Origin of the sequence: Oceanobacillus caeni (assembly GCF_042678465.1) — a bacterium.
In the GTDB taxonomy this organism is placed as follows: domain Bacteria; phylum Bacillota; class Bacilli; order Bacillales; family Amphibacillaceae; genus Oceanobacillus; species Oceanobacillus caeni.
In genome coordinates this window covers 1-763 of the sequence record NZ_JBHTKV010000076.1, presented here as the reverse complement: position 1 = coordinate 763, position 763 = coordinate 1, and the positions used below count along the sequence as shown (strand labels likewise).

Below are 763 nucleotides of genomic sequence, written 5' to 3'. Positions count from 1 at the left end.
TTATGACTTTAGTCCGTTGAGTACGCGGCAGCGTGCGAAACAGAAAACCACCTGCTATGCGGGTGGGTAACAAGTGGTTATACCAAACAAAAAACTCACTTTCTTCTATAATAGAGATTGTTCAAGCCTCTAAATATAGAAAGGAAAGTGAGTAAATTGGCCAATAAAGCAAATAGCTTGGCACACACAAAATGGTTGTGTAAATACCATATTGTGTTCACTCCAAAGTATAGACGAAAAATAATTTACAATCAATATCGAAGGAGCATAGGCGAGATACTTCGAACACTTTGTAAATATAAAGGGGTAGAAATAATCGAAGGACATCTTATGCCAGATCATGTTCACATGTTAGTGAGTATTCCACCAAAACTAGCAGTATCAAATTTTATGGGATATTTAAAAGGAAAAAGCGCTCTAATGATATTTGATAAGCATGCAAATTTAAAATATAAGTTTGGAAATAGACACTTTTGGGCTGAAGGATATTATGTAAGTACAGTTGGTTTGAATGAAGCTACCATTAGAAAATACATTCAAGAGCAAGAAAAACATGATATTGCACTTGATAAATTAAGTGTAAAAGAATATGAAGACCCTTTTAAGGGTGGCAAGAAATACTAACACTCCTTCAGGGGTTAGCAAAAGAGGCAACGACAATGAGGCTTGAATGCTATATGAAAGCCAGCGCCTTGAGACGCTGGTCGGTAGTATAGGCTTATAGCCGTTGTGCAAACCACCCGTTGGACGGGTGGTCATGATT

General features: G+C 37.2%; 1 protein-coding gene. It reads left to right on the top strand.

All coding sequences use genetic code 11. The annotated features are described in order from the left end of the window. The first annotated feature begins 156 nt into the window (after window positions 1-156). Window positions 157-624 (top strand): IS200/IS605 family transposase, encoded by a 468-nt coding sequence (gene tnpA / locus ACFQ18_RS18085; protein WP_216884347.1) that lies wholly within the window; start codon window positions 157-159, stop codon window positions 622-624. Window positions 625-763: the final 139 nt, after the last annotated feature.